The organism is Acidisoma sp. (assembly GCF_035492295.1).
GTDB lineage: Bacteria > Pseudomonadota > Alphaproteobacteria > Acetobacterales > Acetobacteraceae > Acidisoma.
On the sequence record NZ_DATJJK010000004.1, the window covers coordinates 1 to 22,564 of the forward strand.

24 protein-coding genes are annotated in these 22,564 nt (G+C 66.4%); 17 read left to right on the forward strand and 7 right to left on the reverse strand.

The features are described from left to right. Both VL752_RS00300 and VL752_RS00305 read left to right on the forward strand, forming a co-directional pair. Positions 1-1,062: hypothetical protein (locus VL752_RS00300; protein WP_325351730.1), on the forward strand; the 1,062-nt coding region annotated here is incomplete at its 5' end. Between the two features lie 111 nt (positions 1,063-1,173). Then, complete coding sequence (locus VL752_RS00305) at positions 1,174-2,247, forward strand: NAD(P)-dependent alcohol dehydrogenase (RefSeq protein ID WP_325351731.1); 1,074 nt, start codon at positions 1,174-1,176, stop codon at positions 2,245-2,247. A 114-nt stretch (positions 2,248-2,361) separates the two neighbouring features. Here VL752_RS00305 and VL752_RS00310 read toward each other — a convergent pair whose 3' ends face one another. Next, a complete protein-coding gene (locus VL752_RS00310; RefSeq protein ID WP_325351732.1) occupies positions 2,362-3,582 on the reverse strand; it encodes a porin in 1,221 nt (406 codons plus the stop codon). 447 nt (positions 3,583-4,029) lie between these two features. Between VL752_RS00310 and VL752_RS00315 the strand changes: the two genes are divergently transcribed. The 9 genes from VL752_RS00315 to VL752_RS00355 all read left to right on the forward strand — a co-directional run bounded on the left by VL752_RS00315 (position 4,030) and on the right by VL752_RS00355 (position 13,020). Further along, positions 4,030-4,857: a hypothetical protein gene (locus VL752_RS00315; protein ID WP_325351733.1), complete on the forward strand. Its 828-nt coding sequence runs from the start codon at positions 4,030-4,032 to the stop codon at positions 4,855-4,857. A gap of 82 nt (positions 4,858-4,939) precedes the next feature. After that, positions 4,940-6,436, forward strand: a complete 1,497-nt coding sequence (locus VL752_RS00320) for a replicative DNA helicase (RefSeq protein ID WP_408863034.1) — start codon at positions 4,940-4,942, stop codon at positions 6,434-6,436. Positions 6,437-6,440: 4 nt separating this feature from the next. Further along, on the forward strand, positions 6,441-7,727 hold the full coding sequence (locus VL752_RS00325; protein ID WP_325351735.1) for a flavin monoamine oxidase family protein: 1,287 nt from the start codon (positions 6,441-6,443) through the stop codon (positions 7,725-7,727). Next, positions 7,672-8,850, forward strand: coding sequence for an alanine racemase (gene alr, locus VL752_RS00330; protein ID WP_325351736.1), 1,179 nt, complete (start codon positions 7,672-7,674; stop codon positions 8,848-8,850). Before VL752_RS00325 ends, alr begins: the two co-directional genes overlap by 56 nt. Continuing rightward, entirely contained in the window at positions 8,847-9,632 is a 786-nt protein-coding gene (locus tag VL752_RS00335) for an MlaE family ABC transporter permease (protein ID WP_325351737.1), read from the forward strand. The genes alr and VL752_RS00335 overlap by 4 nt, the downstream gene beginning before the upstream one ends. After that, complete coding sequence (locus VL752_RS00340) at positions 9,629-10,408, forward strand: ABC transporter ATP-binding protein (protein ID WP_325351738.1); 780 nt, start codon at positions 9,629-9,631, stop codon at positions 10,406-10,408. Before VL752_RS00335 ends, VL752_RS00340 begins: the two co-directional genes overlap by 4 nt. 157 nt (positions 10,409-10,565) lie before the next feature. Then, the gene (locus tag VL752_RS00345) at positions 10,566-11,531 is read left to right on the forward strand and encodes a sensor histidine kinase (RefSeq protein ID WP_325351739.1); all 966 of its coding nucleotides are present in this window, start codon (positions 10,566-10,568) and stop codon (positions 11,529-11,531) included. Positions 11,532-11,552: 21 nt separating this feature from the next. Next, on the forward strand, positions 11,553-11,915 hold the full coding sequence (arsC, locus tag VL752_RS00350) for an arsenate reductase (glutaredoxin) (protein ID WP_325351740.1): 363 nt from the start codon (positions 11,553-11,555) through the stop codon (positions 11,913-11,915). Between the two features lie 127 nt (positions 11,916-12,042). After that, positions 12,043-13,020: a malate dehydrogenase gene (locus VL752_RS00355; RefSeq protein WP_325351741.1), complete on the forward strand. Its 978-nt coding sequence runs from the start codon at positions 12,043-12,045 to the stop codon at positions 13,018-13,020. An 81-nt stretch (positions 13,021-13,101) separates the two neighbouring features. On the opposite strand, the gene VL752_RS00360 is transcribed toward VL752_RS00355, so the two are convergent. Together VL752_RS00360 and VL752_RS00365 are read right to left on the reverse strand one after the other, a co-directional pair. After that, positions 13,102-13,575 (reverse strand): nuclear transport factor 2 family protein, encoded by a 474-nt coding sequence (locus tag VL752_RS00360; RefSeq protein ID WP_325351742.1) that lies wholly within the window; start codon positions 13,573-13,575, stop codon positions 13,102-13,104. Between the two features lie 88 nt (positions 13,576-13,663). Beyond that, positions 13,664-14,293, reverse strand: coding sequence for a TerC family protein (locus VL752_RS00365; protein WP_325351743.1), 630 nt, complete (start codon positions 14,291-14,293; stop codon positions 13,664-13,666). Between the two features lie 89 nt (positions 14,294-14,382). Between VL752_RS00365 and purB the strand changes: the two genes are divergently transcribed. The 3 genes from purB to VL752_RS00380 all read left to right on the forward strand — a co-directional run bounded on the left by purB (position 14,383) and on the right by VL752_RS00380 (position 17,959). Then, the gene (purB, locus tag VL752_RS00370) at positions 14,383-15,732 is read left to right on the forward strand and encodes an adenylosuccinate lyase (RefSeq protein WP_325351744.1); all 1,350 of its coding nucleotides are present in this window, start codon (positions 14,383-14,385) and stop codon (positions 15,730-15,732) included. A 69-nt stretch (positions 15,733-15,801) separates the two neighbouring features. Then, positions 15,802-17,295 (forward strand): exopolysaccharide biosynthesis polyprenyl glycosylphosphotransferase, encoded by a 1,494-nt coding sequence (locus VL752_RS00375; protein WP_325351745.1) that lies wholly within the window; start codon positions 15,802-15,804, stop codon positions 17,293-17,295. Positions 17,296-17,524: 229 nt separating this feature from the next. Next, on the forward strand, positions 17,525-17,959 hold the full coding sequence (locus tag VL752_RS00380) for a hypothetical protein (RefSeq protein ID WP_325351746.1): 435 nt from the start codon (positions 17,525-17,527) through the stop codon (positions 17,957-17,959). Positions 17,960-17,998: 39 nt separating this feature from the next. Here VL752_RS00380 and VL752_RS00385 read toward each other — a convergent pair whose 3' ends face one another. Beyond that, the gene (locus VL752_RS00385) at positions 17,999-18,403 is read right to left on the reverse strand and encodes a VOC family protein (protein WP_325351747.1); all 405 of its coding nucleotides are present in this window, start codon (positions 18,401-18,403) and stop codon (positions 17,999-18,001) included. A 77-nt stretch (positions 18,404-18,480) separates the two neighbouring features. Between VL752_RS00385 and VL752_RS00390 the strand changes: the two genes are divergently transcribed. Further along, a complete protein-coding gene (locus tag VL752_RS00390) occupies positions 18,481-19,203 on the forward strand; it encodes a helix-turn-helix transcriptional regulator (protein ID WP_325351748.1) in 723 nt (240 codons plus the stop codon). Here VL752_RS00390 and VL752_RS00395 read toward each other — a convergent pair. The 3 genes from VL752_RS00395 to VL752_RS00405 all read right to left on the reverse strand — a co-directional run bounded on the left by VL752_RS00395 (position 19,189) and on the right by VL752_RS00405 (position 20,944). Further along, a complete protein-coding gene (locus tag VL752_RS00395; protein WP_325351749.1) occupies positions 19,189-19,584 on the reverse strand; it encodes an MAPEG family protein in 396 nt (131 codons plus the stop codon). The two genes, VL752_RS00390 and VL752_RS00395, sit on opposite strands and share 15 nt — an antisense overlap. Before the next feature lie 12 nt (positions 19,585-19,596). Continuing rightward, positions 19,597-19,956, reverse strand: a complete 360-nt coding sequence (locus tag VL752_RS00400; RefSeq protein ID WP_325351750.1) for a hypothetical protein — start codon at positions 19,954-19,956, stop codon at positions 19,597-19,599. Between the two features lie 91 nt (positions 19,957-20,047). Then, entirely contained in the window at positions 20,048-20,944 is an 897-nt protein-coding gene (locus VL752_RS00405; protein ID WP_325351751.1) for an NmrA family NAD(P)-binding protein, read from the reverse strand. Positions 20,945-21,047: 103 nt separating this feature from the next. On the opposite strand from VL752_RS00405, the gene VL752_RS00410 reads away from it, so the two are divergent. Both VL752_RS00410 and VL752_RS00415 read left to right on the forward strand, forming a co-directional pair. Further along, positions 21,048-21,995 carry a GlxA family transcriptional regulator gene (locus VL752_RS00410; RefSeq protein WP_325351752.1) on the forward strand — a complete coding sequence of 316 codons (948 nt, stop codon included), beginning with the start codon at positions 21,048-21,050 and terminating at the stop codon, positions 21,993-21,995. Between the two features lie 92 nt (positions 21,996-22,087). Then, positions 22,088-22,564, forward strand: a 477-nt coding sequence (locus tag VL752_RS00415; protein WP_325351753.1) for an aldolase, incomplete at its 3' end; no start/stop codon positions are given.

The window sequence follows — 22,564 nt, forward strand, 5'->3', positions numbered from 1 at the left end:
GCCGGGGCCGGGCAGTCCCCCATCTTCTACAACCTGCCGATGGCACTGGCGGGCTTGATCACGCTGCGCGCCATGCTGGGCGAGATGCGGCCCTTCCCGAACCTCACGGCCGCCGGAGCGGCGGCCATGCTCCTCGCCGGCCTCGCCCTGCAGATCAAATACAGCGCGGTCTTCGAGGGCATTTTCTTCGGTTGTTCGTTCCTGTGGCTCGGCCGCCGGGAAAGCGGGGTGCCGGGTGCACTGTTGCGGGGGTTGCTATGGGTTGTGGTGGCACTTCTGCCGACGCTCGTGGCGCTGCTTGCCTATATCGCCATGGGCCACGCACAAGCCTTCATCTTTGCGAATTTTCTGTCGATCTTTGAACGATCATCGGATGCCGGGCCGGGGTTGCTGCTGCTGCGTCTCGCGCTGATCCTGGCGGTGCTGGCGCCGCTTATTCTCTGCGCCCTGGTGCCACCCGGCGAGGCGTGCAGCCGCCATACGCTTGCCCGGCGCTTCCTGCTCCTCTGGCTGGCGGCCGCACTCCTCGGCCTGCTCGTCTTCGGCACCTATCTGCACCACTATCTGCTGCCGGTGCTCGTATCGGCCTCGGCCGCTGCGGCGGGCTTTTTCGGGCAGCGGCACTGGCGCGTCGCGACGCTCGGCCTCCTCGGCGCGGTCTTCGTGATCGGCGAGATGATGATGGTCACCAGCCTCGCGCATCACGGTTCTCGGGAAGAGTTCCAGGCGATCGCCCGCGCGATCGACCCGCAAGGCTGCCTTTATGTCTATAGCGGCGACCCCGCCTTCTACGATGCGACCACGGCCTGCATGCCGACGTGCTTCGCCTTCCCGAGCCATCTGTCCCGGGACGCGGAAGCGCGCTCGCTCGGTGTCGATCAGACCGCCGAGGTCGCGCGCATTCTGGCGACCCGGCCGACGACGATCATCGTCAGCGCGCCCTACCGGGACGAGAATTCGGCCGCGCGCCGGCGGGTAGAGGCGGCCTTGGGTCAGGACTACCGGCTGGCACTGGAAGCCCGGCTCGGCCGCGATCCGGTCTCGGTCTATCGGCTGAAATAGCCCGTCGCACCTTCGTGATCTCGCCCGCGCCCCGGTGCTTGACCCAGGTCAAGGTGGTCGCGGAGACAGACGTCCAGACTCCGGGCTTCCACATCAGGGAGGCCGAAGGTCATGGCCAAGATGAAGGCGGCGATCTTTCTGGAGCCGGGGCGGATCATCCTGGGCGAGAAGCCGGTCCCCGAGCCCGGGCCCCTGGATGCGCTGATCCGCATCACCACCACGACAATCTGCGGCACCGACATTCACATCCTGAAGGGCGAATATCCGGTTGAGTCAGGCCTCACCATCGGGCACGAGCCGGTCGGCATCATCGAGAAGCTCGGTTCGTCCGTTCAAGGCTTCAAAGAGGGCCAACGCGTCATCGCCGGCGCCATCACGCCCTGCGGCCACAGCAATGCCTGCCAGTGCGGCGCCTGGTCCCAGGACGGTCCGGGCACGCGGCACGGTTTCAAGCCCCTCGGTGGCTGGCGCTTCGGCAATACGATCGACGGCGCCCAGGCCGAATTCCTGCTGGTGCCGGACGCGATGGCGAACCTCGCCGCCGTGCCGGACAGCCTGACCGACGAGCAGGTGCTGATGTGCCCGGACATCATGAGCACGGGCTTCTCCGGCGCGGAGAGCGGGCATGTGCGCATCGGCGATACCGTCGCGATTTTCGCGCAAGGTCCAATCGGCCTTTGCGCGACCGCGGGGGCGAAGCTTTCGGGGGCCACCACAATCATCACCGTGGACGGGATCGCCAGCCGTCTGGACATCTCGCGGCGCCTTGGCGCGAGCCATGTCATCAATTTCCGTGAGACCGATCCTGTGGCGGCGATCATGCGGGTGACGGAGGGACGCGGGGTGGATGTCGCGATCGAGGCGCTCGGCACGCAGGCGACCTTCCAGGCGGCCCTGGAAGTGCTGCGGCCGGGGGGTACGCTGTCCAGCCTCGGCGTCTATTCGGGAGATCTGACGATCCCGCTCGGCCCCTTCGGTGCCGGGCTCAAGGATCTCAAGATCATCACCACCCTCTGTCCGGGCGGCAAGGAGCGCATGCGGCGGATGATGGAGGTGATCTCCTCCGGCCGTGCGGATCTGAAGCCGCTCGTCACCCATCGCTACAAGCTGGACGAGATCGAGACGGCCTATGATCTCTTCGCCCATCAGCGGGATGGGGTGCTGAAGGTCGCCATCACGCCATGAAAAAGGGCAGGGAGGGTTCCACCGGACCCCTCCCTGCTTCAAATAGATGGCGTTTGCTAGCCGAGCCAGATGGAAGTGCGAGCGCTTCTCTCGCGCTCTGGGCTGGGTGTCAGATTACCACTGAATCTGAGTGCCGACGCCGAAGAGTTGCGCCCGCACATTGTTGTGCTCGGTGCCGGCCAGATTGGTCGCGAAGTCGAAGCCACCCTGGTGACGCTGACCATAATCATAATCGAGGAAGAGGTTCACGCCCGGCACCAGCGTATAGGTGGCGCCCGCCGCGAAGCCGAGGTTGGACTGCTGGCCGGTTGTCAGGCCATCGGCGGTGATGATGGCACCCGAGCCGGCATCGATGCCGCCCGGCAGGTCACCCGTCGTATTGAACTGGAAGTAGCTGGCGCCGACGGTGAGCGGGCCCGCGGTATATTGCGCGCCAGCGAGCCAACCGATGGCCGCCTGGCCGCCATTGGGTTCCAGTTGGAAGGTGTAGCCGCTGACCTGGTTGAAGTTGCCGAAGACGGTGTTGCCGCCGACCGTGAGGCCGGCATAGGTGACGGTCGCACCGCCGGAGAAGATATCGAGATTCTTATAGCCGCTAGGCGTCGTGTAGCTCTCGGTCTGGGCGCCCGTGCCGCTGACCTGGCCGGAATGGTTGTAGTCGGCACCGAGCTGAATGCCGAATCCGCCGAAGGTCTGGGTATACTGGCCGCCGATGTCGATCAGGTTGCGCGGCGTGCCGCCGGGGACCGCGGTTGTGACCGAGGTTTCGGCCGGGGCGTAGTTCGCCGCCGTCTGGTTCGGGGTGAAGCCGAGCGCGAACTGGAAGCCGCTCAGCATCGGCGAGAGGTAGACGACCTTGTTGGTGGTCTGGTCGAAATTGCTGTTGTCGACGAAGGGATAGACGGCCTCCGCGTTGTTCGGAACGATGACCGGAAGGTCCCCCCACCAGCCGCCATCGTTGAAGCCTTCGAAGGTGCCGGTCTCGAAGAGCACGGTCGGGCCGTTCTGCTGGCCGAAGCTGATCTGGCCGAGCTGCGGCAGGCCGAAATAGCCATAGGCCTGGAAGACGTAGAGGCTCTCGGAGGAGGCCGAGGAGCCCCAGTCGGTGCGGATCTGGGTCGCCGCGCCATAGTGCAGGCCGTTGGCGGCCACGCCGTCGAAGCCCGGATAGAGGCGCATGTAGCCGTAGAAGGAATCGGTCGCCGTCTTCGTGCCGTCGATGCTGTCGAGCGATGAGCTTTCGACGCCCGCATACCAGTTGATGCGGCCATTCAGGCGGACGGTGACGCTGCCGGGGGTGGCGGTCTGGGCGAAGGCGGCACCCGTCGTCATCATCCCGATTCCGATGGCGCACGATGCCATCAACAATTTTTTCATAGTGTCTTCATCCCGATATGACACGCCCGAGCTGCGGATTGCATGACGGCGCACGGGAATGTGTATTCGATGGCTGAGTTGCATCAACAATAAACACATAACTGCAATGCCGCCGATCGTGGATGTGTCCTATATGCCACGACGATGAGGCCGAACTGATACATCGACGTCACTTTCATGACGTTGCGCTAACGTCTATCGACGTTGTCATACCCGATCTGGCAGGAAACATATGTCTCCGGCGCACCTAGTCGGCGGGGATGTCTGCCCTGTCTAACAGGGGGGTCGGTTCGCGTTCGCCTCGGACGCCCGCTTCGGAACGAACATCAAACAAAATCCGTGTCTGCGTCGTCCAACTTTGGACGTGTGTCTGCTTGTCAACTTTTCCCAATGGAGTCGGGAGTCTTGAACCACTACGCGCGAGACACGCTCTTCACGGCCATTCCGGACCGCCCGCATGGCCAGGATTTCTCCTCGGTCTCCCTGTCGACCGAGCGGACCTACCAGTACGACTGGCTGCGCTTTTGCCAATGGTGTCTCGATCACGATCGAGTCGAGTTGCCCGCTCATCCTGCGACCGTCGCCAGTTTTCTGCAGGGCGAGAAAGAGACGGGTGCCGGCATGGCAACGCTCAACCGCCGTGTCGCGGCGATCAGCTATATGCACCGCAATGCCGGATTGCCGACGCCGCTTTCCCACGGCGATGCGCAGATCATCCGGGATTTCCTGGTGCGGCCGAGCGCCCGGCGGCCACGGCGCGGTGCGCAAAGGCGCAGTGTCGATCTCTGGCATGAAGTGCTCGACAGGACAGCGGAGACCGAGCTGGAGAGTCTGCGCGACCGCGCGCTGATCGCGCTCCATGTCTCCGCCGCCTTCCGTCTTCTCGAACTGTCACGGCTGACGGTCGGGCAAATCCGGCTCGACCGCGCCTCCGCCCAGATCAATCTCGGCCGCTTCCGCTCTCACACCGCGCGCGGCTCCTCGGCCATCACCGTCATCGACGACGCGCCGCTCACCCCGGTCTCGCATCTGCGGGCCTGGATGGAGACGAGCGAAGCGCTGACCGGCCAGCTCTTCCGCCGCTGCACGGACGAAGCGGCGACGGATGAGGGGCTGGGTGAGGAGGAGATCGCTGGCATCATGACGGCACGCATCACCGCGGCCGGGCATCTCGCCCGCCGGGTCGCGGGCGGGCTCATCCAGGTGCGGGAAGGAACGGGCGGGCCGGGGTGAGACGCCCCCCCCGGTCCTTATCCCCGAATCTCCACGTCGAGGGGTGGTGATCGCGGGGAGCGACCGGTCTATGCTGGGACTCATGAACGACATCGACTCCCCGCTCGCAGGTCTCGGCCAGCGCCTGCCCCCAAGCAACCTCCAGGCCGAACAGGCCCTGCTCGGCGCACTCCTCGCCAATAACAAGGCCTATGAGCGGGTGTCGGAGTTCCTCGCCCCTGAGCATTTCGCCGATCCCATCCATGGCCGCATCTTCCAGTCGGTCTCCCGCCGGATCGAGGCGGGGCAGCTGGCCGACGCGGTGACACTGAAGGCCGAGTTCGAGCATTCCGGCGTGCTCGATGAGGTCGGGGGCACTGGCTATCTCGGCCAGTTGCTGACCGCCATGGTCGGCATCATCAATGCCGGCGATTACGGCCAGACCATTCACGATGCCTGGCTGCGCCGCCAGCTCATCGATGTCGGCGAAACCCTGGTCAATCGTGCCTTCGGCGCCGAGCCCGAGCTTGACGGCCGCGCCCAGATGGAATCGGCCGAGCAGCAACTGTTCGATCTCGCCACCCGCGGCGGCGCCGAGGGCGGCTTCATCACCTTCGAGCGGGCGCTGGCCCTGGCGTTGGAAAGCGCGGAACGCGCCTTCCAGCGGTCGGGCGGTGTATCGGGCCTTTCCACGGGCCTGCGCGATCTCGATGCCAAGACCGGCGGTCTGCATCCCTCCGATCTTGTCATCCTGGCCGGCCGCCCGGGCATGGGCAAGACCGCGCTCGTCACCAAGATCGCCTCCGGCGCCGCCCGCGCATCCCTCGCCGAGTCGCTCAAGGAAGGCGGCGGCGATCCGCATATGAAGGGCTCGGTCGCGGTCTTTTCGCTGGAAATGAGCGCCGAACAGCTTGCGGCCCGTCTGCTCGCGGAGGAAGCGCGGGTCAGCGGCGACCGTATCCGTCGCGGCGACATCGGGCCCAAGGATTTCGACCGCTTCGTCCAGGTCTCGCGCGACCTCGCGGTTATTCCGCTGGAGATCGACGATACGCCCGCCATCACCCTCTCGGCGCTACGCACCCGTTGCCGGCGTCTCAAGCGCAGCAAGGGCCTCGCCCTCGTCATCGTCGACTATCTGCAGCTGATGCGCCCGGCGGCGGGCACCCGGCCGGAAAGCCGCGTGCTCGAAATCAGCATGATCACCCAGGGGTTGAAGGCGCTGGCGAAGGAGCTCTCGGTGCCCGTCATCGCGCTCTCCCAGCTCAGCCGCGCGGTGGAAAGCCGCGAGGACAAGCGCCCGCAACTGTCCGATCTCCGCGAATCGGGCTCCATCGAACAGGACGCGGACATGGTCATGTTCATTTACCGCGACGAATATTATCTCGCCCAGCGCGCGCCGCAGCAGATGGGATACGATTCGGAGGACAAGTTCCAGGCGGCGCTGGACAAGTGGCAGCAGGACATGGAGCGCGTCCACAACAAGGCCGAGCTTTACATCGCCAAGCAGCGCCACGGGCCCACGGGCAAGATCGACCTTTTCTTCGAAGGCGAGTTCACCCGCTTCGGCGATCTCGACCAGACCCACGACGACCCGCGCTGACCGCATGAGCGAGGTCGATGTTGCGATCATAGGCGCAGGGGCGGCCGGTCTGGCCGCCGCTGCCGCGCTGCGGGGGGCGGGGCGGCGCACACTGATCCTGGAAGCGGCCGCTCAGCCGGGCGGGCGGGCCCGCACCACCCGGCCCGCGGCGCTCGGCGGCGCCTGGCTGGACGAGGGCGCCGCGTGGATCCACATGGCCGAGACCAACCCGGTCGTTCCGATGGCCGAGGCGCGGCGGGTTCCGCTCAAGAAAGCCTTCCGCAATGCCAGCCTGATGTTCGTGCAGGGCCGCGCCGCGACGGCCACGGAGCACGCGGAATACGATGCCGCGTCAGCGCGATGGGAAGCGATTGTCATGGCCGCCCCGGCCGTACCGGATCGGGCGCTCGCCGCCGCCATCGGCCCCTTCCGGCACGAAAACCCCTGGGCGCCGACCATAGAGGCCTGGGAGGCGAGCCTCATCCAGTCTGTCGACGCGCCTTATCTGAGCCTCGCCGATTTTCGGCTCAACCAGCTCGACGGCACCAATCTCATGCCGCCCGAGGGATTCGGGCAGCTCCTGCTCGATCTCCTTCTGGATAGCGCCGGGCCGATCCGGGTCAACTGCCCGGCGACCCGTATCGACTGGAGCGGGCCGCACCTTCGCATCGACACGCCGGAGGGCGTGGTGACGGCAGCACAGGTGATCGTCACCGTCTCGACGGGCGTTCTGCAGGCGGGCGGGCTGCGTTTCACACCCTCCTTGCCGCCCCAGACGGCCCAGGCGATCGATGACCTGCCGATGGGGCTGCTGAGCAAGATCGTCGCCCGCGCGGCGGGGGCGGACCGGCTCGGCATGACGGCCACGACGCATCTTTTTCGCCGCCGGGAAAGCCTCTCGGCGCCCTTCCTCAGCACCATCGCCTGGCCGCGCGGCACCGATCATGTCATCGCCTTCGTGGGCGGGGATGCCGCCTGGGCGGTGGCGGAGGATCCACGCGCGGCGGACAGCCTTTTCCGGGCCGAATGGCGCGCCATGCTGGGGTCGGAGGCCGACCGCATCTTCGCGCCCGGGGGCTTCACGACCGATTGGGCGACCGATCCGCATCACCTTGGTGCCTATAGCTATGCCAGGCCCGGTGCGGCCAGAGCCCGTGCGCTGCTCTCGGAGCCGGTCGGCGAGGGGAGGCTGCTTTTCGCGGGCGAAGCCTGCCGGACGGACGGCACGGCGGGAACGGTCGGCGGCGCCGTATCGGATGGCAGGCGGGCTGCAGCCATCATTCTCGGCCAGGAGGGAACCGGCCATCTCTGAGGCAGAAGCGACCTCCGGCGCGGTCCTCGAGATCGACCTCGATGCCGTCGCCCACAACTGGCGGACCCTTCGCACGCAGCACGGGCCGGGGCGAGAGACCGCCGCCGTCCTGAAGGCGGACGGGTACGGCCTCGGTGCGGCCCCCATCGCCGCGCGCCTTCACGCCGAGGGCTGCCGCCATTTTTTCACCGCCCATCTGGCCGAGGCGATGGCGCTTCGCCCCTATCTTCCCGGCGCCATGCTCGCCGTGCTGCATGGGCTCGGGCCGGGGGAGGTGGACAGCTTTCTCGCTCAGGATCTTCTGCCCGCGCTCGGCAGCCTCGGCGAGGTCGATACCTGGAACGCGGCGGCGGGGCAGGCGGGTCGCCCGCTGCCGGCGCTGCTGCACATCGACACCGGCATGAACCGCACTGGCATCACACCCGCCGAGGCGCGGGCGCTGGCCGCCGAGCCCGCCCGTATCGCCGGGATCGACCTGCGCTTCGTCATGACCCATCTGGTCGCGGCCGACAGCCCCTCGAGCCCCCTCAATGCCCAGCAGGCGGCGCTATTTGCCAAAATGACAGCACTCTTCCCCGGAATCCCCACCAGCTTCGCCAATTCCTCCGGGCTGTTCCTGGGCAATGACTTCGCCTCGGACCTTGCGCGGCCCGGTGCCGCCCTCTACGGCCTCAATCCCACGCCCGACCGGCCCAATCCGATGCGCCCCGTCGCCACGCTTCGCGCGCGGGTCATGCAGGTGCATGAGGTCGCGACGGGCGAAGGGGTGGGCTACGATCATCAATGGATCGCGACCCGGCCAAGCCGCATCGCGACCCTGCCCGTGGGCTATGCGGATGGCTACCACCGCGCCCTCGGCAACCGGCCCTTTGGCCAGGGGGCGGAGGTCTTCTTCGCTGGCCGCGCCTTTGCAGGCCGCGCCTGCGCGCTCGTTGGACGGGTCTCGATGGACCTCATCACGGTCGACGTCACCGACTGTCCCGAGGTCGTGATCGGCAGCTGGGGCACGCTGATCGGCCCCGAAATCCCCCCCGATCGTCTCGCCGCCGTGGCGGGCACGAATGGCTATGAAATCCTGACCTCTCTGGGCAGGCGCTTCCATCGAGTCTATCTGGGCGCATGAATGCGATTCTGAATGCCGTGGCCGCCATCGGCCGCTGGGCGATTTCCTCCCTGCAATCAGCGGGGGCCTTGGCCATCTTCGCGGTCGAAGGGCTGGTCAATATCGTCCTGCCACCCTTCTATCCGCGGCTTTTCGGCCGGGCGATGCTCTCGATGGGCTTCCTCTCGCTGCCCGTGGTGGCGCTCACCGCCATCTTTGCGGGCATGGTGATCGCCCTGCAGTCATACACCGGATTCGCCCGTTTCGCCGCCCAGTCCCAGACCGCAACCATCGTCGCGCTGTCCGTCACCCGTGAACTCGGGCCGGTGCTGGCGGCCTTGATGATGGCGGGGCGCGCCGGCGCCGCCATGGCGGCCGAACTCGGTACCATGCGGGTGACCGACCAGATCGACGCGCTGCAGACCCTCTCCACCAAGCCGATGAAATATCTCGTCGCCCCCCGGCTGCTCGCCGGCATCGTCGCCATGCCGCTGCTCGTTGTGGTCGCCGACATCCTGGGCATCCTCGGGGGCTTCATCGTCTGCACGGTGAAGCTCGGCTTCAACGGCCCGGCCTATATCCACGACAGTTTCGCCGCCCTGGCCCCTGGCGACGTGACGCTCGGCCTCGCCAAAGGCATCGTCTTCGGCTTCGTCATCGCCCTCTCGGGCTGTTTCCATGGCTATCGCAGCCGGGGCGGGGCAGAGGGCGTGGGTTCGGCAACAACCTCGGCCGTCGTCATGGCCTCGGTCCTCGTACTTGCCCTCGACTATGTCATGACCGAGGTCTTCTTCACCCGATGAGCCTGACCGATACCCCCAAGATTCGCATCCGCTCCTTGCGCAAGGCCTTTGGCGAGAAACAGGTACTGGACGGCGTCGACCTCGACGTCGCCGCCGGTACCTCCATGGTCGTCATCGGCGGTTCGGGCACCGGCAAATCCGTGCTCCTCAAATGCATCCTCGGCCTCATCGAGCCGGACGAAGGCCGCATCGAGATCGACGGGCAGGATATCCTCTCGCTCGGCGGCCACGCGCGGGACGAGGCCCGCGGCGAGATCGGCATGCTGTTCCAGAACGGCGCGCTCTTCGACAGTCTGACGGTGCGGGACAATGTCGCCTTCAGCCTGATCGCCAAGCGCCACGTGCCGCGTGCGGCCGCGCTGCGCAAAGCGGAAGCGGTGTTGGGCCAAGTTGGGCTCGCCCCCTCGGTTGGCCATCTCGCTCCCTCCGAACTGTCGGGCGGCATGCAGAAGCGGGTCGCGCTGGCCCGCGCCATCGCTTCCGAACCCGCCCTGATGTTTTTCGACGAGCCGACGACCGGCCTCGATCCCATCATGGGCGCGGTGATCGACGGGCTCATCGTCGACTGCGTGAAGCGGCTGGGCAGCACGGCCATTGCCATCACCCATGACATGGCGAGCAGCACGCGTATCGGCGACCGCGCGGCCATGCTCCACCGCGGCCGGATTATTTGGGAAGGGCCGGCCACCGATCTCATGAACTCCGGCAATCCGGTGGTCGATCAGTTCACCCATGGCCGTCGGGAAGGGCCAATCCAAATGGAGTTGCGGCGCTGAGATCTCTAACTTTTTGATCGCAAGCGAGATGCAGACCTCAGGTTGATTCCCCCTGAAATCATCTCGCTTTCGGTAAGCCGAACCACACGGTTTGCACAGAACCGTGACTGGCGTCTATTTTCACTTTCTTAACGATTTAAAACCTCCGGGGACATCAATGGCGACGGATGGCCGCGCGACGGGAAAACGGGACTGGTTTGATTATCTGCCCCGGCGCATCCGTTCCATTTGGAAGGGGCAAGTTCTCGCCCTGGTATGCCTTCTCGTGGGTTTCGCTCTGCGCTGGGCGCTGACGCCGCTACTGCATTACAACGGTCCCTTCTTCACCTTCTTTCCGGCGGTGTTGATCGCGGCGGTTTGGGGCGGCCCGCTTGCGGGCTTCACCACGCTCGCGGGCGGCGCTCTGCTCGCCGCCTTCTTCTGGCTCGCGCCGCTTTTCAACTTCGACGTGGCTGAGGGGCTTCTGCCCCATCTTCTCGGCTTCCTGCTCGTGGGCGGCGTCGTGCTCGTCGTTGCAGCCGTGCTGCGCACCCTGGTCGAGCGGCAGCATGCGGCGGAAGAGCGGGCGCTGCTGTTGGCCCAGGAAATGCGCCATCGCGTGCGCAACCTCATGGGTCTCGTCATCGCCATTTCGCACCAGACCGGCCGTCAGGCGCGCGGGCTCGACGATTTCCTCGAGCAGTTCGGCGGCCGGATGGAAGCGCTCTCGGCCGCCCTCGCGCTCGAACCGGAGGCAGCGACCGACACGCAGGCCATGGATCTCGACGGGCTCATCGCCCGCGTGCTGGCGCCCTTCGGCCATGATCGCTGCAGCCTGGCCGGGCCGGTCCTGCCGGTGGCGCCCCCCGCCGCATCCGCGCTCGCGCTGGTGCTGCACGAACTGGCCACCAATGCGGTAAAATATGGAGCGCTTTCGGTGCCCGAGGGGCGGGTGGAGATCGGCTGGCGCCTGACGGAGAGCCGGACGGAAATCGAGTGGCGCGAGATTGGTGGTCCGCCGGTGAGCGAACCATCCTCCCGCGGCTTCGGCTCCCGCCTGATCCAATCGGCTTTCGCCCGCAGCCAGGGCGAGGCGCGCATCGTCTATGCGAGCAGCGGCGTACAATGTCTGATCCGCTTCTGAGTGCGGCCAAGGAGAACGAGAATGAGCAAGTTCCCAGTCACCCTCTATCACAATCCGGCCTGCCCCACCTCGCGCCGGGTACTTGCCCTGATCGAAGCGCATGGCCATTTGCCGACCATCGTGCGTTATTTGGAAACGGGTTGGACCCGCGACCGGCTTGAAGCCCTCTTCCATGCGATGCATCTCCGTCCGCGCGACCTGCTGCGCCGGCAGAGCCCCCTCGCGGCCGAACTCGGGCTGCTCGAGGAAGGGGTGAGCGACGAGCGCATCCTGGTGGCGATGGTCCACCATCCCGAACTGGTGGAACGGCCGATCGTGACGACGCCGCTCGGCACCCGCCTCTGCCGCCCGGCGGAGCAGGTTGAAAGCCTGCTCGGAGCTTAACCCCAGACCTCCCCCCGGCGGGGGCCTGGGTCCCTCTCCGCGGATGACACCGATCGCATATCCGGATTGGAAAGTGCTGCCCGCGGGGGCATACAGCGGGTCTCTGTGAAGAACATAGGACGCTCACATGTCTCGTCCCGCGAAACGCGTTACCGTGACCGGCGCTGCCGGCCAGATCTGCTACGCGCTCCTCTTCCGTCTCGCCCAGGGCGATGTCTTCGGCCGCGACCAGCCGATCATTCTCCAGCTCCTCGATCTGCCCCAGGCCCAGGCCGCCGTGCGCGGCGTGGTGATGGAGCTGGAAGATTGCGCCTTCCCGCTGCTGCAGGACATCGTCATCACCGACGACCCGGCAACCGCCTTCCGCGATGCCGACGCCGCCTTCCTGGTTGGCTCGCGCCCGCGCTCGAAAGGCATGGAGCGCGCCGATCTGCTGCTCGCCAATGCCGAGATCTTCAAGGTTCAGGGTCGCGCGTTGAACGAGAACGCGAAGCGCGACGCGAAGGTGATCGTCGTCGGCAATCCGGCCAATACCAATGCCGGAATCCTGTCCGCCTTCGCGCCCGATTTCCCGAAGGCGAATGTCACGGCGATGGTCCGGCTCGACCACAACCGCGCGCTCTCGCAACTGGCGGCCAAGGCCGGCGTGCCAGTCTCGACGGTGGAAAAGATGATCATCTGGGGCAACCATTCCCCCACGATGCTGGCTGACTGGCGTTTTTCGACGTCAAACGGTCAGAGCCTGCCGAAGGTGGTTAACGACGAGACCTGGTATCGTGAGACCTTCATTCCGAAGGTCGCGCAGCGCGGTGCGGCGATCATTGAGGCGCGCGGGGCGTCTTCCGCCGCCTCCGCCGCCAATGCGGCGATCGACCATATGCATGACTGGGTGCAGGGCACGAATGGCGGCTGGGTATCGATGGCGGTCCCCTCCGACGGTTCCTACGGCATCCCGGAGGGCATCATCGCCGGCGTGCCGGTGACCTGCGCCGACGGCGCCTATAGCCGCGTCACGGGCCTCGAAATCGACGCCTTCTCGGCCGAGAAGATCGCCGTCACGGTGAAGGAACTGCAGGACGAGATTGCCGCCGCTCTCGGCAAGTAGTTTCGTTCGACCAAGGCGTCATGCCCGGCGCGAAATGCCCGGGCATGACGGTTCAGGCAGCGTGGCGCGCGACCGCGCGGCTTAAAGCCCGAGATCGCTCAAGCCCGGATGATCGTCCGGTCGCCGTCCCTGCGGCCAGTGGAATTTGCGGTCACGCTCCGCGATCGGCAGATCGTTGATGCAGGCGAGCCGCCGCCGCATCAGCCCATTTTCCGCGAATTCCCAATTCTCGTTGCCGTAGGAGCGGAACCAGTTGCCGCTGTCGTCGTGCCATTCATAGGCGAAGCGAACGGCGATGCGGTTGCCCGTGTAGGCCCAGAGCTCCTTGATCAGCCGGTATTCCAGCTCGCGCGCCCATTTTCGGGTGAGAAAAGCCTCGATCTCGGCCCGGCCCTGGATGAATTCGGCGCGGTTGCGCCAGAGGCTGTCTGGAGTATAGGCGAGCGCCACGCGCGCCGGATCGCGGGAGTTCCAGCCGTCCTCGGCACCGCGCACCTTCCGGGCAGCGGCTTCCTCTGTGGTGAAAGGTGGCAGGGGAGGGCGTTCTTCGGTCATTTGCGGGATTCCTTTGCGGCTTGGCCTTGATGCCTTGGCTGGAAAAGTTAGACCGCGCCTACGACCGCCGAAACACCTCGCCCGCAGATCAGCCCGCCAAAATCCCGGTGGGCAGATAGCCGAAATGCTCGAGCACGCGATGCGAGCCTTCCCAGATCATCTTGAGCGCCACGAAGAGCACCACGGCAAGACCGAGCCAGGCGATCCAGCGCCGCTTTTCGAGCTGGGTCGCGATCACGCTCGCAGCGATGCCCATGAGCACCACGGAAAGCAGCAGGCCGAGCGCGAGGATCCATGGATGCTCATGCGCCGCGCCTGCGACGGCCAGGACATTGTCCAGGCTCATGGAAATATCGGCGAGCGCGATCTGCAGCGCCGCCTGCAACGGCGTCTTGGCAATGGCGGGCGGACCGCCCTCGGCATGGGCCGCCCGGTGCCGGAGTTCGCGGAACATCTTCCAGCAGACCCACAGCAGCAGGATGCCGCCGGCCAGCGTAAGGCCAACAATGGCGAGGAGCTGCAGCGCCACCATGGCCATGGCGATGCGCACCACGACCGCGAAACCGATGCCGGCGAGAACGGCCTTCCGCTTTTGAGCCGGGGCAAGGCCGGCGACGGCGAGGCCGATGACGACGGCATTGTCCCCCGCCAGCACCAGGTCGATCATCAGCACCTGGGCCAGGGCTGAAATTTGGGAGAGCAGGGTTGCTTCGGTCATTTCCCTTCATCTGAAGCCCACGTCGCGCTTGTCAACGTCCGCCATGGGGGCTAGGGCGGCCTTAACGCGCTTTTTCCCGGAGATATTCCATGGTTCCTCGCTATTCCCGGCCCGAAATGGCCGCCATCTGGGCGCCCATCAACCGCTATCGCATCTGGTTCGAGATCGAGGCGCTGGCGGCCGAGGGCATGGCGATGGTGGGCGCTGTTCCCGGCGAATCGGCCAAAACCATCCGAGAACGCGGCGCCCCGATGCTTGCCGCCATGACCGACGCCGATGTCGCCAAGATCGACGAGATCGAAAGCGTGACGCGACATGACGTCATCGCCTTCCTGACCTGGCTCGCCGAGGGCGTGGGGCCGGACAGCCGCTTCGTTCATCTCGGCATGACGAGTTCGGACGTGCTGGATACCGCGCTCGCGGTGCAGCTGACCCAGGCGACCGACATCCTGATCGCGGATGTGGACGCGGTGCTGGCGGCGCTGAAGAAGCAGGCTTTCGCGCATAAGCACACGCTGACCATCGGCCGCAGCCACGGCATCCATGCCGAGCCGACCAGCTTCGGCCTGAAGATGGCCGGGCATTACGCCGAATTCGCCCGCAACCGCGCGCGCCTGGTCGCCGCCCGAGCGGAAATCGCGACCTGTGCCATTTCCGGCGCCGTCGGCACCTATGCCCATCTCGATACAAGGGTGGAGGATTATGTCGCCGAGAAGCTCGGTCTCGCCGCCGAACCTGTCTCCACCCAGGTCATCCCGCGCGACCGCCACGCCGCCTGGTTCTCGGCGCTCGCGGTAGTGGCATCGGGCATCGAACGGCTGGCGACGGAAGTGCGCCACCTGCAGCGCTCCGAAGTGCGGGAAGCGGAGGAATTCTTCCATGCGGGGCAGAAGGGTTCTTCCGCCATGCCGCACAAGCGCAACCCGGTGCTGAGCGAGAACATCACCGGCCTCGCCCGCGTGGTGCGGGCGGCGGTGGTGCCGGCGCTGGAGAATGTCGCGCTCTGGCATGAGCGCGACATCAGCCATTCCTCCGTGGAGCGGGTGTTCGCGCCCGATGCCTCCATCGCGCTGGATTTCGCGCTGCAGCGCCTCGCCGGCATGATGGACAAGCTCCTGGTCTATCCCGAGCGCATGGCCGCGAATATCGAATCCCTCGGCGGCGTGGTTCACAGCGGTGAGGTGCTGCTGGCACTCGCGCGCTCCGGCATTTCGCGTGAGGACGCCTACCGGATCGTGCAGAAGAACGCGATGGCGACCTGGACCAGGCTGGGCATGGCCGAGGGCCGATCCTTTCGCGAAAACCTAGACGCCGACCCGGAAGTCGCGGGCCGCGTGCCGGCCGAGGTTCTGGACGCGGCGATGGATGCGCGCATGCATCTCAAGGCGCTGGACGCGCTCTATATCCGGGTTTTCGGAGAGCCCGGTCCAGCCGCTTGATTCGTTAACGAAACATTACTAGAAGAAAGAGCGGAGAGGCGCGGAACCAGTAGGAGGCCGGGCACAGCCATGTCGCGTCGCAGCCTCGATGCCTCCCTCGCTGGCGCCGGGCCGCCAAGCCTCTCCGCACCATGCCCGGCAATCGCCCTCGCGATCGTCGATTTCGCCGCCGTCGTGCTTGCGGGCCTCGCCTGCCGGGGGCTGAACCCGGCGGGACACGCCGCCCACACGCCACGGGAGGTTCTGGTTGTGGTAGCAACGGGAACGCTCGCCCTGTCGCTGCTGCATCGCCGGGGCCTGAGCGGGCAGGGGTGGCATCCGGCGCGTGGGATGGAGGCGGTGCTGTGCCTCGCCCACGCCTTCGCGCTGTTGCTGCTGGTGCTGCTCTTCTGGGAACAGGCGATGACTTTCCGCCCTGGGTCGGCCCATGCCGTGCCGGCGGACAGCATTCCGGCCACCAACCGCAACTGGCTCTTTACCTGGGCGACCAGCGCCCCCTTGGCCCTGTTGCTCGCCCGCGCGCCTGTGGAGGCGGCGCTGACCCATGCGCCGCCACGGCCCGTCGCGCGGCGGGCCGTGGTGGTGGGCAATGCGGCTTCGGCGCGGCGTCTCGCCCGCGTCCTCGCCCAGCCTGACCGCGCCGGGCCGAGGGTCGAGATCGCTGGTGCGCTCATCCTGACCCCCCGGGGCATGCCGCCCCTGGAGAGCCTGCCCGGTTGGCCGCGCCTCGACACGCTGCGCGCGGCACGGCGCCTGGTGGAAGCCAGCGAGGTTGATCTCCTGCTCATCGCCCTGCCGGAAGCGGCGAGCCGCTCCATCGCCGCGATCCTGCGCATCATGGCCGGGGTGTCCTTGGATATCTGGCTCGCACCCGATATCGCCCGTCTTTACGAGGCGCCGGCCCGGCTTTCCTCCGTCGTCGGGCTACCGTTCCTGCATCTGCAGGAGCGGCCAATGGCGGGGTTTGCCGCCGTCGGAAAGCGCGCGGAGGACCTTTTGATTGGCCTGTCCCTCCTGGTTCTGGCCGCCCCCCTGATGCTGGGGATCGCGCTCGCCGTGCGGCTGTCCTCTCCGGGGCCCGCGCTCTTCGTGCAGCCGCGCCGGGGGCTCAACCGGCGCATCATCCGCGTGCGGAAATTCCGCACGATGCGAGCGGAAGCAGCCGATGATCGGGGCGCGCGCCAGGCGGTCGCCAATGATGACCGGGTCACGCCGCTCGGGCGCTTTCTCCGCCGCACCAGCCTGGACGAACTGCCCCAGCTGCTCAACGTTGTGGAGGGCAGCATGTCCCTCGTCGGGCCGCGCCCTCATGCGCTCGGCACCGCGGCGGCTGGCCAGCCCTTTGCCGAGGCGGCGGCCGATTATGCCAGCCGCCATCGCGTGAAGCCCGGCATGACCGGCTGGGCCCAGGTCTGCGGCTGGCGGGGCGAGACCGATACGGTAGAGAAGCTTCGCCGCCGCGTGGAGCACGACCTTTTCTACATCACCCATTGGTCTCTGGGCTTCGACTTGCGGATTTTGGCGCTGACGCTGCGCACGGTGATCCGCGGCGAAGGGGTTTAGCCCGCCCATAAAGAGCGGCGCAGACCGTCATTCTCTCGGCACCTCAAGAAACGATGCTGACGAAGCAAGTATAAATATGCTCTAAGGGTCGCCGGCACTTTCGCCGGGAGCTGCCGCCGGAATTTCTTCTCCTGATCTGTTGATGGCCTCCGGCTTCGAGAAGTCATTGACGGTCTGCACGACATAATCGCCTCGCCGAACCTCACACACACAATGGGAGTGACTGGCCATGGACCCCGTGCGAGACGCCTGCGAAACCTGCTTCCCGGACCACAAGGATGACTGCAGCGGCTTCGTGCGGGCTGTGGGCAGCAAGCTAGGCGTGGTGGTCGCCGGTCTCGCCAATGATATCGTCATGACGATCCGTGCCGGGGGCACCTGGACAACCTTGCCCGATGGAGCCGCAGCCGCCTCGAGCGCGAAGGCGGGCAAGCTCGTGCTTGCCGGCCTGCGCGGCGATGAACAGTTCGAGCACAGCAATCACGGCCATGTCGCGGTGGTGGTGGACGGGCCACTCGCCCATGCCCGCTACCCGAGTGCCTATTGGGGAAAGCTTGGCGGCACAGGGGCGGAGAACGAGACCATCAATTGGGCCTGGAACACGCACGACCGCGACCGCGTGACCTATGCGGCCTGTGACATTCCCGCCCCGCGCGGCGGATGATCCGCCCCGCCGTCCGGTCTCGATCCGTCTGAGCAACGACTACCGCCCCGCGAACCGGGCAATCGCCTCTGGTGTCACGGGCGCGAAGAGATTGACGAGATTACCGTCTGGATCGCGCAGCAGCAGGGAGCGGTTGCCCCAGGGCATGGTGGTGGGCTCCTGCACCAAAGCAATGCCCGCCGCCGCCAGCCGCGCCGCTTCCCGGTCCACATCCGCTACGCGGAACTCCACGATGGCGCAGTGGTTTTCGCCAGGCCGGGCAGGGGGCGTGCCGAAGAGCGCCATGGTCTCAGCCGCGCCGATGGCGAGAGTCGCGCGTGCGGTCAGGAATTCCGCGAAGACCGGCGCCGGCCAGCTGGGCGCGATGCCGGTGACCAGCGCGTAGAAATCGACGAGGCGGCGGATGTCCCCGGTGATGAGACGGGTCGAAGCGAAGATCGTCATGGTCTGTTCCCTTATGCGTGATGCGCTTGTTCTAGGGAGGGGCTGCTGACAGCATGGTGTCAGCAGGAGAGGCTCCGATGCGCCGTGCCGACAGGCTGTTCCAGATCATCCAGGCTTTGCGCCGCGCCCCCCGACCGGTGACGGCGGCCGAACTTGCCGCCGAACTCGAGGTCTCCACCCGCTCGGTCTATCGCGACATCGCCGACCTCATCGGCCAGCGCGTCCCGATCCGGGGTGAGGCCGGGATCGGCTATCTGCTCGACCGGGATTTCGACATGCCGCCGCTGATGCTGACGCCGGACGAGCTGGAGGCGGCCGTGCTCGGCGCGCAATGGGTCGCGGGACGGGGAGATCCGGTTCTTGCCCAGGCAGCGCGGAATCTCATCGCCAAGATCGAGACCGCGGTGCCGGAGCGGCTGCGCCCCTTCATCGCCGAGCCCGCGATCGGCGCACCGCCCGCACTCAACCCGGCCGTGGACGGGCTCGACATCGCGCGCACGCGGGCCTGGATCCGCGAGGGGCGGAAGCTGCGCATCCGCTACCGCGACCAGTCAGGCGCGGAAAGCACGCGCATCATCTGGCCGGTGATCATCGGCTATGCCGAGACGATCCGCCTGATTGCCGGCTGGTGCGAGACGCGACAGGCCTTCCGAAGCTTCCGGACCGACCGCATCATGGAGGCCGAGTTCCTGGAGGAGCGCCATGCCACGCGCCCTGGCGTGCTCAGGGCAAGCTGGCGCCGGGAGATGGAGGCGGCACGCGGCAGCCGCCCTCCACCGAGATTGTCAGAACAACAATGAGGCTGCAATCACCAGGGTCGCGACCGCCCCGACGAAGAAGGCGCAGGTCCGCACGTAAAGCACGCCGAACAGAAACAGGAAATAATGCGCCAACCGTGCGACGACGAAGGTCACGGAGGCCGCGGTCGTCAGCGGCGTGCTGATCCCGGCGATAGCGGCCACCAGCACCAGCGGCGCGAAGACCACGAGATTTTCCACGGCATTGGCATGGGCCTGCCGCGCCCGCTTGGCCCAGGGGGGCTCCGCCGGCACACCGGGATCGACATTGGCGAGCGCCAGAACGCCGCGCGCCCTCAACCGCGCGGCGACATAGGGCAGCCACATCAGGGCGGTCGCCGTGGTGATGACCGCCAGCGCGTGAAGTTCCGGTGTCAGCTGCATGAGCCCGGCCGACTAGGCGGGTGCGTCCAGAAGCATGGCCAGCGGCTTCAGCGGCCCGAGCGCGATCAACTCGAACTCCATCATGCCGGCGACGCCGAGGGGAAGCTGTTCCAGAATGGCGTGCGCCTCGGCCCGGCTGCCCGCATTCATGATGAAGACCACCCCGTTGCCTTCGGTTTGGAAGTACCATTGGTCAATCCGGCCCGCGAGGAAATTGCGCACGGTCGCGCGCACCTCGAAGGGCAGAATGGGGGCGATCGCTTCCGGCGTGCCCTTGGGCGTAACGGAGCCGATCGCGAGAATCTTGGTGGTGGGCACAGAGATCGCGGCAAGGGCGGGCAGTTGCTCGGCAAGAAGACGGGGATTGTCCATATTGGTTATTCGTTCCTTGTTGCGGGCGTTGGGCCAGCCAGACGCATCGAGCAGGTATGGCGAGGCTGACCGTTCGGTTGCATCATCAATATTATGAAGGGTTGAAAACATCCGCATGCAGGCGCGCGAAGGCGCCGACACTCATCGGCTTGCGTCCCGTCATCCGCTCGACCGTATCGTTCATGCCGGACATCACACCCTGCTGATAGGCGACCATCGCGCCTTCGAGGTGCTGAATGATGTAGGCGGGAACGCCCATCGTCTCGAGCGAGGCGGCATAATCCGGAATGCTGACATCCTGATACACGACGCGGCGGCCGAGCGCTTCACTGAGCTCCGCCGCCATCTCGGCATGATCCATCTCGCGCAAACCGAACAGCGGGTAGGTCCGGCCTTCGTGGCCTTCGGGGTTCTTGAGGAGAGCCGCGATCACGCGCCCCTGGTCCTCGGCGCCGATCGGCGCATGGCGTGCCTGGCCTGCGGGCATGCGCAGAATTCCCTGATCGACAAAGGAAGGAAGCTGCCAGGGATAGAGCAGCCATTCGAGGAACAGCGTCGGCCGCAGATGCGTCACCGCGAGGCCTGACCAGTCAAGCACCTGCTCGGCGATGAAATGGTCGCGGCAGGAATGACTTTTCGAATAGCGGTCCGCCGAGCGTTGCGACAGATTGACGATATGGGAGACGCCTGCCTCTTTCGCGGCCTGCGCGACATTGACCGTCGCATGGATGAGGCCGGGCTGCACCGGCCATACCAGATAGGCGGCGTCGACGCCCTCCAGCGCGGCCACGATGGTGTCGATATCAAGAAGATCGCCAATGACCACACGGGCGCCGAGGACCTCGAGCGCGGCGGCGCGTTCGTCCCGGCGATGGACGAGGGCGCGGACAGTGAGGCCGAGGGCGATCGCCTCCCGGGTCGCCGCGCGCCCGGTATCGCCGGTCGCCCCCGTCACGAGAACGGTCCGCTGCTCTGCCGAAGCCGACACGGCTGCCTCCCTACGATGCTTTGATCCGATGGCAGGACGCTAACAGCTGGGCCGCGACTCAGATATGTCGTATATCCCTCTTTTCCGGTCCCGGAGTTCGCCCGTGCTCACCCTGGGGTTCGTCATCACACCTGGCTTCCCGATCATGAGCCTGGCCGCGCTGTCCGTCTTCGAATTCGCTAACAATAGCGCAAACGCAGAGCTCTATGACATCGAGGTGCTGTCCGAGGACGGTGCGGCGGTCGCCACCGCCTCGGGCACTTTCGTGGAGACGGCAACCTTTCAGGAGCGGCGTTTCGACACCATTATCATTGGTGGCCATACGCGCGTTCTGCCCACCTCGGACCCATTGCGCGGTTTCATCAGGGCGGCCGCCGATACGTCGCGCCGGGTCTCCTCCATCTGTACAGGCGCCTTTGCGCTGGGCGATGCCGGACTCCTCGATGGGCGGCGCGTGACGACACACTGGCTTTTCACCGATGCCTTGAAGCGGCACTTCCCGCGCATCCGGCTGGAAAAAGACCGCATCTTCGTGAACGACGGCCCCATCTGGACGGCGGCCGGCAACAGTGCCGGCATAGACCTCGCCCTCTGCATGCTGGAGCAGGATTACGGCCATGATCTTGCTGTCACTGTCGCGCGCATTCTCGTCGTCGATCATCAGCGCGCGGGCGGCCAGCCGCAGATTTCCGCCCTCCTCAAGATTGAGCCGAAATCGGATCGCATTCAGGATGCCTTGCGCTATGCCCGCAACAACCTGCGGGAACCGCTCTCGGTGGAGGATCTGGCCCACGTCGCCCGGCTCGGCGCCCGCCAGTTCAGCCGCGCCTTTCGGGCGGAAACCGGAACCTCACCCGCCAAAGCGGTCGAAGCGCTCCGGCTCGACCGCGCGAAGCTCATGATCGAGCAAAGCCGGCATTCGATCGAGGTCATCGCCGCCGAAACCGGTTTCGGCGATCAGGAACGGATGCGCCGGGCGTTTCTGCGCGCCTACGGCCAGCCGCCCCAGCGACTGCGGCACATCGCCGCGCAGGCGCACGAAAACGCCTGATCCACCACGGCGCGCGGCGGCTGGGCCTTTTCCCACCGGGCCAATGATGCCAAGTTCGGTCATCTTCGCCGCCGATGAAAGCCGAACCGCCCATGGCTCATGAACTGACGAACCGCACCCAGGCGGGTGCCAATTCCCTTGGGGAGGTCGATGCAGCGGCCCTCGCCCAGGCGCGGATCGACCTCGCCGCCGCCTTTCGCATGGCCGCACGCCTGGGACTGGAGGAGGGCATCTGCAACCATTTCTCCGCCATGGTGCCGGGGCGGGACGATCTGTTCCTCGTCAATCCCTACGGCCTGGCATTTCGGGAAGTCACGGCCTCCAGCCTTCTGGTCTGCGATTTCCATGGCAACGTGCTGGAGGGCGAGGGAAGCCCGGAAGCCACGGCCTTCTACATCCATGCGCGCCTGCACAAGGCATTGCCCCGCGCCCGCGCAGCCTTCCACACCCATATGCCCTATGCGACCGCGCTGAGCATGGTGGAGGGCGAACCGCTCGTCTGGGCCGGACAGTCGGCGCTGAAATTCTATGGCCGCACGGCAGTGGACGAGTCCTATAACGGCCTCGCC

What these genes read in the sequence shown, in the direction of transcription:
- VL752_RS00355 (WP_325351741.1), top strand. Translation starts at nt 12,043, where the DNA reads ATGTCTCGTCCCGCGAAACGCGTTACCGTGACCGGCGCTGCCGGCCAG.
- VL752_RS00365 (WP_325351743.1), bottom strand. Translation starts at nt 14,293, where the DNA reads ATGACCGAAGCAACCCTGCTCTCCCAAATTTCAGCCCTGGCCCAGGTG.
- VL752_RS00385 (WP_325351747.1), bottom strand. Translation starts at nt 18,403, where the DNA reads ATGACGATCTTCGCTTCGACCCGTCTCATCACCGGGGACATCCGCCGC.
- purB (WP_325351744.1), top strand. Translation starts at nt 14,383, where the DNA reads ATGGTTCCTCGCTATTCCCGGCCCGAAATGGCCGCCATCTGGGCGCCC.
- arsC (WP_325351740.1), top strand. Translation starts at nt 11,553, where the DNA reads ATGAGCAAGTTCCCAGTCACCCTCTATCACAATCCGGCCTGCCCCACC.
- VL752_RS00325 (WP_325351735.1), top strand. Translation starts at nt 6,441, where the DNA reads ATGAGCGAGGTCGATGTTGCGATCATAGGCGCAGGGGCGGCCGGTCTG.
- VL752_RS00310 (WP_325351732.1), bottom strand. Translation starts at nt 3,582, where the DNA reads ATGATGACGACGGGTGCCGCCTTCGCCCAGACCGCCACCCCCGGCAGC.
- VL752_RS00395 (WP_325351749.1), bottom strand. Translation starts at nt 19,584, where the DNA reads ATGCAGCTGACACCGGAACTTCACGCGCTGGCGGTCATCACCACGGCG.
- VL752_RS00360 (WP_325351742.1), bottom strand. Translation starts at nt 13,575, where the DNA reads ATGACCGAAGAACGCCCTCCCCTGCCACCTTTCACCACAGAGGAAGCC.
- VL752_RS00375 (WP_325351745.1), top strand. Translation starts at nt 15,802, where the DNA reads ATGTCGCGTCGCAGCCTCGATGCCTCCCTCGCTGGCGCCGGGCCGCCA.
- VL752_RS00320 (WP_408863034.1), top strand. Translation starts at nt 4,940, where the DNA reads ATGAACGACATCGACTCCCCGCTCGCAGGTCTCGGCCAGCGCCTGCCC.
- VL752_RS00335 (WP_325351737.1), top strand. Translation starts at nt 8,847, where the DNA reads ATGAATGCGATTCTGAATGCCGTGGCCGCCATCGGCCGCTGGGCGATT.
- VL752_RS00380 (WP_325351746.1), top strand. Translation starts at nt 17,525, where the DNA reads ATGGACCCCGTGCGAGACGCCTGCGAAACCTGCTTCCCGGACCACAAG.
- VL752_RS00340 (WP_325351738.1), top strand. Translation starts at nt 9,629, where the DNA reads ATGAGCCTGACCGATACCCCCAAGATTCGCATCCGCTCCTTGCGCAAG.
- VL752_RS00390 (WP_325351748.1), top strand. Translation starts at nt 18,481, where the DNA reads ATGCGCCGTGCCGACAGGCTGTTCCAGATCATCCAGGCTTTGCGCCGC.
- VL752_RS00345 (WP_325351739.1), top strand. Translation starts at nt 10,566, where the DNA reads ATGGCGACGGATGGCCGCGCGACGGGAAAACGGGACTGGTTTGATTAT.
- VL752_RS00305 (WP_325351731.1), top strand. Translation starts at nt 1,174, where the DNA reads ATGGCCAAGATGAAGGCGGCGATCTTTCTGGAGCCGGGGCGGATCATC.
- VL752_RS00400 (WP_325351750.1), bottom strand. Translation starts at nt 19,956, where the DNA reads ATGGACAATCCCCGTCTTCTTGCCGAGCAACTGCCCGCCCTTGCCGCG.
- alr (WP_325351736.1), top strand. Translation starts at nt 7,672, where the DNA reads ATGGCAGGCGGGCTGCAGCCATCATTCTCGGCCAGGAGGGAACCGGCC.